Below are 8,608 nucleotides of genomic sequence, written 5' to 3' on the forward strand. Positions count from 1 at the left end.
AAACCAATAAGAGTGGACAAGACCACCATTAGGCTCAAACACTCCAAGACCCAAGCTAGTCTTGTCTTGTGTGAAACTTGACTAGGCGACTTTCTGACCAGCAAAATTACACTTGTTAGGTATAGGAGCTGGCACAGAATTGTGACTGCTAGAGATAGCTTTCCTGCTTGGAAAGACGATACGATAGCCGCATTTCCATACTGGTAGAGATAGAGACCAAAAATGTTCCAAATTCTAGCGTCTAAATAGGTCTTCATAGTCCACCTCCAAGACCAGCACCATTTTTTCCACCCACTTGGTCTGGGGCATTTGGCAGGTGGACTTGTAGTGCCTGATTTTCTGATAGAGCCGATTGAACTCGCTGGGGTACTGATAACTCCCCGCAAACATCTGCCGTGTCAACTCAGCCCAGCTCATCTCTTTTTCTGCCAAGAGAAGGGCAAGGTTTTCCCAAAATAATTCCGCCATAGCCCCTCCTACACGCTTAAGAAGGTTTTAAGAGCTCGCCGCTCCTTCGCTTTCAGTTCACGAGGAAGAAAGGATCGCAAGTCTTCTAGGGTTACATCAGGATAGACATGCCCCTTATCGACGACCAGCGGTAAACGAAGACTTCTTGCCCGATTGTCCCAGATGATGTCAAGAAATTGAGAAAAAGGGAGGTTATCCCTGCGTTTGTATATCAAACAGGTTGGGGTCAGAAAGTCAAAGCAGTCTGGAGATAGCCGCATCCATTCCAGTAGGTCTTCTTTCTTCAGTTGCTCAAAGTCCACCAGCTCATATGCAATGCCATAAGCATCTAGGGTCTCAATCAAAGACTGGTGTCGGTCTTGGTGTTTACTTAGATAGAGTCGCATATCACACCCTCCTTGACCTTAGTCAGGTCTTCCATGACAAAATNGTTTACTTAGATAGAGTCGCATATCACACCCTCCTTGACCTTAGTCAGGTCTTCCATGACAAAATCACCAAGGATTCTGGTCATATTGACAGGAACCCTGCCCTCACTAAAACATCTCACTGTTACTAGGCTCGTCAGGATACCGTCCTTGCCTTGATGGGTGTAATTCTGCCCATAGGCTCTAAAAGCCAAATCCCCACCCTCTGTCAAGAAGCTGTCCACTCCGTTTTTGATGTCCCTCTCCTCCAAAAATTCAAACACTCGATGGAGATTGGATTCGTAAAAAAGGGGGAGGTTCATCTCCTTGTGGTAGTCATCCTCAAAGGTCACAATCATTTCGCAATCATAGTTGGGCAAGGTAAGGAGCCTTTCTGTCAGTCGCTCCACCTCTGCTTGATGAATAGCCTCATCCAACTCTGAACAGGTTCTGATGGATTCTTTATGTAGTAGTTTCATGGTTCTCCTCCAGTTTCTTTAATTCTCCTGCGATAGCAGCGATAACGGGTACAGACACACTGTTTCCAGCCTGTTTGTAGAGTTGGCTCTTGCTTGAAACCGCCTCTGCTCGGTCGAATGCCCAATCTGGAAAGCCTTGTAGGCGAAAGCATTCTCTAGGTGTGAGTTTTCGGATTCTCAGGCGATAGAGTTTATCTCCCACCAAAAATCCTGTCACCTCAAACCACTTATCCTTGCGGCATTCCAAAGCTGCGACAACGACACCTTGTTGGGAGCTGGTCGTTAGGGTATTGGCGATTTGTTTGCCTACCCGTCCACGTTTAGAATTGGACTTGGGATAGGACAGGTTGACCGAATCGCCAACTGTCGCCTTAGCATAGCCTTGCTTAGTCGCCTCACGGATTTTTAAGTGTGGTGCTTCGTGACGTAACAAGACTTTTGGAATCTTATCCCCACCCTGCATGGTGGTGAGGGTCGGGGAAAGTCCTTCTGTATGATAAACTCGTCCTGCTTGATCAAAGCTAGTCGGCAAATTTCCAGCCACTAGTACCCCATGCCTGTCTTGAGCCGTTAGGGTAAACATGGGGTCTTGATTATCCTTGAATCGTCTACCATTCTGCCGCTTATTAAGTCTGTCAGGTGATAGAACGGGTATGGCAATCTTGGCCCCCTCACCCTTGTTTACGGTTAAAGTTGGCGACAGTCCCGTTGATAGATAGACCTCTCCACTCATGCCCCGACCTGATGGATTAACATTGCCTAGTCGTTCAAGATGAGTTGGGCTACCTTGTCCTCGGAGAGGAAATACTGGTCGGAAACCTCTCTTTCGAGAATGTCCGATAAGAAAGACCCGCTCCCTGTTTTGGGGAAGGCCAAAATCTTTACTGTTAAGCACCTGCCATTCGACATGATACCCCAGTTCATCCAGTGTGGTGAGGATTGTGGCGAACGTCCGTCCCTGGTCGTGACTGAGTAACCCCTTGACGTTCTCAAAAAATAGATAAGGTGGTTGGATTTCCTTGGCACATCGAGCAAGCTCAAAGAAGAGAGTCCCTCTAGTGTTCTCAAATCCCAATCGTCTGCCTGCGAGAGAAAAGGCTTGGCAAGGAAAGCCCCCACAGAGGACATCCACTTGTCCCCGGAGTTGCCTGAGTTGGTCATCGGTGATAGCTGTAATGTCATGGTATTCTAATTCTCCTTCTGTCTCAAAAATGGCCTGATAAGACCGTCTAGCGAATTTATCTATTTCGCAAAAACCAATGCAGGTATGATCTTGGCTCTCCATGCCTAAGCGAAAGCCTCCAATCCCTGCAAAACAATCAAAAAAGTTCATCTCTTGTCCTTTCAAAAAAATAAAAGACCCTACTCCTCGTAAAGCCTTGGTTAGATATGGTCGTCCATTTCTGGAGCGTTCTTAAACTCAATCGCTAGTACAATAAGGGATAGTATCCACATGCCTAGCAAAATTTTCCACCACATGGTTCTCACCTCCTTTCCTGTTCTTGTCGGCGTTCCTTATTCCACTCTGCCAGAATGCCATTAAAGACATACTCAGCTATGGTCTCTGCCGTTCTGGCAAACCTCATGTTCTCCAAAGCATACTGATACCTAGTCTCAAAATGCCTCATGACAAATTCTGCACTAGTCTTAGAAAACTTCTCACGAATCAGCTGGTCATAGACCAATTGGTAAATATAATCCTTGTCATAGGTGGTTGGCTTATCCACTTTGCGAGTGAACCCTTTTTCCTCCTCATCCTCTGAAAGACAGTCACTCTCTTTAGTCTCACTATGTTCAGTCTCATTATCTTCAGTCTCACTAGGGGCTGAATTTAAGACCGGCCCCGTTTGTTTTTGAGACTGACCCCGTGTTTTTTGAACACCACCCCCGTCTGAATTTAAGACAGGGGTAGGTTCATGTTCTAACTCACCAAGGTAAATCTTGTTTGCGAGCCGACCTTTTTCACTTGATGACTGTTGGACTTCTTCAATAAGTCCAAAGTCTCTCAAGGATTTTTTGATGGACAGGAGTTTGGACTTAGAACACCCAAGAAGCTCCATTAAACTAGAGTTGGAATAGATGAGATAGATTGAACCGTCTTCATCAATCCAACCTGAACTTAGGGACAGTTCCAAACGGTCTTTTAAGACGGCATAAGCGACTTTGACCTCCAGCTTCATATCCTTGTATCGGTCACTCTCAAACAAGAGCTTTGGAAGTTTGTAATACCTCTCGGATGTCTGATATTGGTTTGCACTAATGCGTTTCATGATTGTCCTCCAACAATTTGATTTCTAGTTGCCCCCCTGCTTTGACGTTAACCAGGCCACTTGTTTCTAATTCTTTCAGTATTTCTGTCGCTTTTGGTAGTGTTACTCCCATCGTAAGCATAAGGTAGCCAACGACACCAAGGCGAGTTGATTCTACAATTTCCACGATTTTCCTCCTTGTAAAATAAAAAAGGCAAGAACACTCTAAATTGTTCTTGCCTAAGCAATAATATTTTATAAACTGTGATGAAATCCTCCTTAATGACAGATTGTAGAACGCTCAAATCCTTGATTTAACAGCGTTTTAAGCACCTGTCATTATTATGACACAATCCCCACCAGGTAGGGCGGCGCCAGACCAAGCATAGCGTTCTGGTGAGCGAAATTGCATAACAAAGCGCCCTGCAGCATCCTCTATCAAACACATATTGGTTAAAATGACTTCTTGGCATAATCGTTTCCTTTATCCTTTTATCCCATACTTATGATACCATAAAACTGACCAGATTACTCTGGTCAGCAGTACCATTATATTCTCTTGAACGCTACAAACCGTGTGCCTTGATAGGTTAACTCCCCCTCATCACCTTCTGCGAGCTGACCGTAATCGGTGCTTTTGACCCGAAATTCCTGACGGGTCTTATCAGCAAATTCAAAGGTGACATAGTAGTAGGTGTAAGCATTGTTGGTCCCCCTAACCTGCTGACGCTTGGTCACTAGGCGAGCTCCTCTCGTCAAGCGCTCTACTTGGTTATCGCTTTGCCATTGGAACAAAAAGCGAATCAGCTGAAAACCAAAAATAGCTAGTATGATAGCAAATATAGAAAAGGGAACGAGATGAAAGTAGTAAAAGATAAAGTCTGTCATCACAACCTCCTAAAAAGCAACTTTACAAGGCGCCTCCTCCATGATCATCTTCAGTCAATCTCGAAAAATCGAAGACAAGCGGTGCTAAACCTATTCTACCGCTATCCAGCATGATATTGTTTCGCGCGATTGAAGTTATTAGCGCTCTTGGGCTTCAAAAATCCAACAACGTTTCCACTGGTGACTTTCACCTGGAGCAATGCGAATCGTCTGAATGATTTCTGGACTGACGATGTGGTCGGTCGCCCAGAGCAGAAGACTGGTCGGTTTGACACTGTCAATCCCTGTCACACTCGCCTTAGCTCCCTGATGCAGCAACTTCCACGTAAAAGTGTCCTGCTCAGCGATTCCTTCAGTTGACAAGACACTAAGCGACACATCAGTCTCGCACTTGTCAAAGCGAATAGCACGACCATCCGCGATAAAATTATTGTGATCATAACCACCCCAGCCCTCTAGGCGCTCCGTTCCAAGATCTGGCATGTCGGGCAATTCCAGGCGGTAGTCAGGTGAAATCGCCATACCATCAATGCTGAGAAAATTATGGCAGTACTCCTCGGTCTCCATCACACGCTCGCCAACATTTGTGATTTCCCCCTCCAAAATCAGCCTGTTGTCCTCAATCGTGATGGTTTTACGGATTGTCGCGGCGATGTCACGGCATGGCAGAGCTTCTGTGACAAACTCCGCAGAGGTAGCTGTATGAGTAAAGCTAACAGGATAAGGCGTCACCTCAGGATAAGTGTAGTCAAAACGGTAGCCCTGATTAGAATCTTGTTTAATCAAGCCAACACCCAATTTGGGGAAATACTCACCAATCTCAGTGCCTTGACTAAAATCAGCACTAAACTCACAACATAGTCCTCGTCCACCTGACGATGGATGCCTGAGGTTCATGGGCTCATTAGCCCCAAAATGAGTATCTCCATCCAAAACAACATTTGAAATATAGCCTGCACGATCAAAACGATGGGTATCGTTTGGTCGCTCCCCAGGTTCTGAAATCTCTACCCGCAAGCGGTCGTTGGTCAAAAAAATCATCTTTTCCCTCCTTGTTAATCGCTTTCATTATATCATATTCGATTAGTTTTGTATAGATATTTGCAGTAAAAGACAGGGGAGTGACATGCAAAAAGACTTGCTGAGTGTCAAATCATATTGACTTCTAAAAAATGAAGTTGCTCACGCATCCCGACATGATAAAAAATAACGCACCTGTACTCGCGAGTACAAGTGCGTAAGCATGACTAATCTCTAGATAGGATGACAACATAACGTTCTGGATCTTCACCTTCTGAATAACTCTCAACACCAGAAATTTGAGAAATCGTTTTATGGATAATTTTACGCTCGTTGTTGCTCATCGGTTCCAAACGATGCGGACGTCCATTATCTAGCACTCGGCGCGCAGAGCGATGAGCCATATCGACCAGAGTTTCTGTACGATGTTCTAGATAATCGTGAACATTAAGCATCACATTGAAATGGCGAGAATAGCGATCATGCAAGTAGTTCTGAGCTAAAAGCTGTAAAGATTTCAAAACCTTGCCATGATAGCCGATAATACGACCTGGCTCAGGAGTATCAATCTGCAAAATGAGCTGGCGCCGACTTCTTTTAATGCTAATATCAGCTTCTAAATCCATATCATAAATAATCTGTTGAACATAAGACAAAACATCTTCTTGAGCCTGTTCAATCATTTTGGGGCTTTCGACAGCCTCTTCAATCCCATCAAATTCCTGAGCAATAAAAGCCTCAAAGTCCTTATCTTCCTGCTTTGGTGCAGTTTTCTCTGTCTGCTCTGATAAGGACACTTGCTCGTCTGCAACAACTTGACTAGTTGGTTCCTCAACTCGGACAGGCTCTGAAGCCAATTCTTCTTGCTCACGGTTTTCAACCAGTGGAGAAATCTCGACTTGAGCTGGTTTCTTACCAAATAATCCTAAAAATCCTTTTGATTCCTTGGCCAAAATAACAATATTCGCCTGTGAACGTGTTAAGCCTAAACTGGTCAGACCTTTTTCAACCGCTTCTTCAACGTTGACCCCTGTAAATACTGCCATTGTTTCCTCCTTGATACAACTGCTTTTCTCTATTTCATTTTTATACTCGACTAAGGTTAGCGACGTTTCGCCATTTTTTTCTTAGCTCGTCTGATTTTTGCTTCTTTTTCTTTAACCGCACGTTCAGCTGCTTCACGCTCTGCAATGACCTTAAAGGGATTGTTAAATAGTAAGAGCTGGACCACTTGAAAGGCATTAGAGACTGTCCAGTAAAGGGCCACACCGCTAGCAACCTGCACAGCGAAAAGTAAAATCAATCCAGGGGCGATATAGGTCATTACCGTCGTCATCGTATCCTTGTTTGGGTTCGCTTTGCTGGTCAGCCAAGTTGATAAGAACGTAAACCCAGCTGCTAAAATTGGCAAAATAAAGTATGGGTCTGGCTTGGCAATTTCTAACCAAAGAAAATGTCCCTCTCGTAAAAACTCAACGCGAGTAAGGGCTTGGAAGAGCGCCATTAGAATAGGCAACTGCAAAAATAGTGGCAGAAAACTTGCCCAAGGGTTGATCCCTTGTTCCTTATAGAGAACTTGTGTTTCCTCCGACAACTGCACCCTGCTGTCCATATCCTTACCAGGATACTTGGCTTGCAAAGCACGCAATTGAGGTTGAAGTGCTTGCATTTTCTGGCTCGATTTAATCTGCATATTGTAAAGTGGTAGCAGAACAATCCGAATAACAATTGTAAACAGGATGATACCTAAGCCAGTCAGACCTCCAAATGATAGACTTTTAATCATTTGAGCAAAGAAAAAGACAAACTTTTCCCATAGAGAGGTTGATGAACTAGTAATATCTGCGACTTGGCTACTTGATTGACAGCCGACCAAGAACAGCAGGCTGAATAGCATTAAAATGGTTAATTTCCCTTTTTTCAAGCGATCGTCTCCTTATAAAGCTTTGCTTTGGTTAAAACATGAGAGAGGTGTTGCTTCATCTGCACATAGGTCAAGTCTTCGACACCCTTGCGAGCGATAATCACCATGTCATAGGTTTTCAAATCAGGCTCAAATTCCATGATGAGATGGCGCAGTTGGCGTTTCACTCGATTGCGACGAACAGCATTTCCAAGCTTTTTGCTGACGGATAACCCTAATCTCAAGTGAGCTAATTGTCTATTTAAACTGTAGACCACAAACTGGCGATTGGCATAGCTCTGACCTTCTTTGAATACAAGCTGAAAATCCCTGTCACGCTTCACTCGATAAGATTTTTTCATAGTATTCCTCAATCTAATCTTTAGTGCTATTATAACATAATTTTAAGAAATAAACAGCCTAAATTGAATTGAACAGAGGAAAATTATCGGTCTCTCATCTGTAAAATGACACGCAAGAAAAGGACATCTTTATCTGCTCTCAGAAACAGTATCAGAAAGAGAGGAGGATGCCCTTTTAAGGGATATTATAAAACCATCTATCAAGACCTGAACGAAGACAGAGACAAGTCTGCTTAACCATTACTCAAGAAATGAGTGAGGTCACTTCGACCAAAATCTGAAAGAATAGAGTAGCAACAGAAGTCATCAAAATCCTTTATATTTTTGATTTTTTTCAATTTTTATTATACAATAAAACCAAATAAAAAGAAAGCGGTAACACTATGTTTAAGGCAGAAATTTTTTTTTTACTTTTGACTATCATCGAAACTGCAACCTTGTTGTTTTTAAAAAGAGGTCTCGAAATGGGTTATTTAGACACAAAAGCTATCATCCTCACAGTTTTTTCATTTGCCTTTTTTAACCTCTGTTCATTCGCTTGGGTCTACTTTGTCATTAAAAACAAAAATAAATAGACTTATTTTTAAAAGTCAGAACTTCTCAAAAAACGCACTTCCTTGCACCTGCTCCGTAAATGTGTTATATTGATTCCGCGAAAGGATGATGTTTCCTAGACCATGAGCAACGGAAAAGCCCCAGCAGTGCAATGAACCGCACCCCAAAAGTTAGACAGATAATCTAACGAATGGGGTGCTTTTTTATGAAATTGAGCTACGAAGATAAATTAAATCTCTATGAGCTAAGAAATAAAGGGCTGACGTGGTCCCAACTT

The 8,608-nt window shown here is 43.4% G+C and carries 12 protein-coding genes and 1 pseudogene; all 13 read right to left on the bottom strand.

From position 1 onward, the window contains the following. A partial coding sequence (locus ACERC5_RS09290; RefSeq protein ID WP_373660621.1) for a hypothetical protein occupies positions 1-257 on the bottom strand: 257 nt, incomplete at its 3' end. Continuing rightward, complete coding sequence (locus tag ACERC5_RS09295) at positions 235-468, bottom strand: hypothetical protein (protein WP_043026288.1); 234 nt, start codon at positions 466-468, stop codon at positions 235-237. The genes ACERC5_RS09295 and ACERC5_RS09290, both read right to left, overlap by 23 nt. 8 nt (positions 469-476) lie before the next feature. Then, on the bottom strand, positions 477-854 hold the full coding sequence (locus ACERC5_RS09300) for a hypothetical protein (protein WP_373660622.1): 378 nt from the start codon (positions 852-854) through the stop codon (positions 477-479). 50 nt (positions 855-904) lie between these two features. After that, positions 905-1,354, bottom strand: a complete 450-nt coding sequence (locus ACERC5_RS09305) for a hypothetical protein (protein WP_373660623.1) — start codon at positions 1,352-1,354, stop codon at positions 905-907. Further along, a complete protein-coding gene (gene dcm / locus ACERC5_RS09310; protein ID WP_373660624.1) occupies positions 1,338-2,687 on the bottom strand; it encodes a DNA (cytosine-5-)-methyltransferase in 1,350 nt (449 codons plus the stop codon). The genes ACERC5_RS09305 and dcm overlap by 17 nt, the downstream gene beginning before the upstream one ends. 151 nt (positions 2,688-2,838) lie before the next feature. Next, positions 2,839-3,624 carry a replication initiator protein A gene (locus ACERC5_RS09315; RefSeq protein WP_373660625.1) on the bottom strand — a complete coding sequence of 262 codons (786 nt, stop codon included), beginning with the start codon at positions 3,622-3,624 and terminating at the stop codon, positions 2,839-2,841. Next, entirely contained in the window at positions 3,611-3,790 is a 180-nt protein-coding gene (locus ACERC5_RS09320; RefSeq protein ID WP_373660626.1) for a hypothetical protein, read from the bottom strand. The genes ACERC5_RS09315 and ACERC5_RS09320 overlap by 14 nt, the downstream gene beginning before the upstream one ends. Before the next feature lie 168 nt (positions 3,791-3,958). Next, positions 3,959-4,051 (bottom strand): annotated as a pseudogene (locus ACERC5_RS09325) (7,8-dihydro-8-oxoguanine triphosphatase); the annotation flags it as partial. A 101-nt stretch (positions 4,052-4,152) separates the two neighbouring features. Next, positions 4,153-4,491 carry a DUF2500 domain-containing protein gene (locus ACERC5_RS09330; protein ID WP_373657924.1) on the bottom strand — a complete coding sequence of 113 codons (339 nt, stop codon included), beginning with the start codon at positions 4,489-4,491 and terminating at the stop codon, positions 4,153-4,155. A 138-nt stretch (positions 4,492-4,629) separates the two neighbouring features. Continuing rightward, positions 4,630-5,532, bottom strand: a complete 903-nt coding sequence (locus ACERC5_RS09335; protein ID WP_373657925.1) for a hypothetical protein — start codon at positions 5,530-5,532, stop codon at positions 4,630-4,632. A 206-nt stretch (positions 5,533-5,738) separates the two neighbouring features. Then, the gene (gene jag, locus ACERC5_RS09340; RefSeq protein WP_373657927.1) at positions 5,739-6,557 is read right to left on the bottom strand and encodes an RNA-binding cell elongation regulator Jag/EloR; all 819 of its coding nucleotides are present in this window, start codon (positions 6,555-6,557) and stop codon (positions 5,739-5,741) included. A 56-nt stretch (positions 6,558-6,613) separates the two neighbouring features. Then, complete coding sequence (locus tag ACERC5_RS09345; protein ID WP_373657934.1) at positions 6,614-7,408, bottom strand: YidC/Oxa1 family membrane protein insertase; 795 nt, start codon at positions 7,406-7,408, stop codon at positions 6,614-6,616. 23 nt (positions 7,409-7,431) lie between these two features. Further along, on the bottom strand, positions 7,432-7,776 hold the full coding sequence (gene rnpA / locus ACERC5_RS09350; protein WP_373657928.1) for a ribonuclease P protein component: 345 nt from the start codon (positions 7,774-7,776) through the stop codon (positions 7,432-7,434). Between the last annotated feature and the right edge of the window lie 832 nt (positions 7,777-8,608).

The sequence above is a fragment of the Streptococcus sp. E24BD genome, from assembly GCF_041807825.1.
Taxonomy (GTDB): Bacteria; Bacillota; Bacilli; order Lactobacillales; family Streptococcaceae; genus Streptococcus; species Streptococcus entericus.

Coding starts and splice junctions, on each gene's coding strand:
- ACERC5_RS09345 (WP_373657934.1), bottom strand. CDS start 7,408: ATGCTATTCAGCCTGCTGTTCTTGGTCGGCTGTCAATCAAGTAGCCAA.
- ACERC5_RS09300 (WP_373660622.1), bottom strand. CDS start 854: ATGCGACTCTATCTAAGTAAACACCAAGACCGACACCAGTCTTTGATT.
- jag (WP_373657927.1), bottom strand. CDS start 6,557: ATGGCAGTATTTACAGGGGTCAACGTTGAAGAAGCGGTTGAAAAAGGT.
- ACERC5_RS09315 (WP_373660625.1), bottom strand. CDS start 3,624: ATGAAACGCATTAGTGCAAACCAATATCAGACATCCGAGAGGTATTAC.
- ACERC5_RS09295 (WP_043026288.1), bottom strand. CDS start 468: ATGGCGGAATTATTTTGGGAAAACCTTGCCCTTCTCTTGGCAGAAAAA.
- ACERC5_RS09305 (WP_373660623.1), bottom strand. CDS start 1,354: ATGAAACTACTACATAAAGAATCCATCAGAACCTGTTCAGAGTTGGAT.
- ACERC5_RS09330 (WP_373657924.1), bottom strand. CDS start 4,491: ATGACAGACTTTATCTTTTACTACTTTCATCTCGTTCCCTTTTCTATA.
- rnpA (WP_373657928.1), bottom strand. CDS start 7,776: ATGAAAAAATCTTATCGAGTGAAGCGTGACAGGGATTTTCAGCTTGTA.
- dcm (WP_373660624.1), bottom strand. CDS start 2,687: ATGAACTTTTTTGATTGTTTTGCAGGGATTGGAGGCTTTCGCTTAGGC.
- ACERC5_RS09335 (WP_373657925.1), bottom strand. CDS start 5,532: ATGATTTTTTTGACCAACGACCGCTTGCGGGTAGAGATTTCAGAACCT.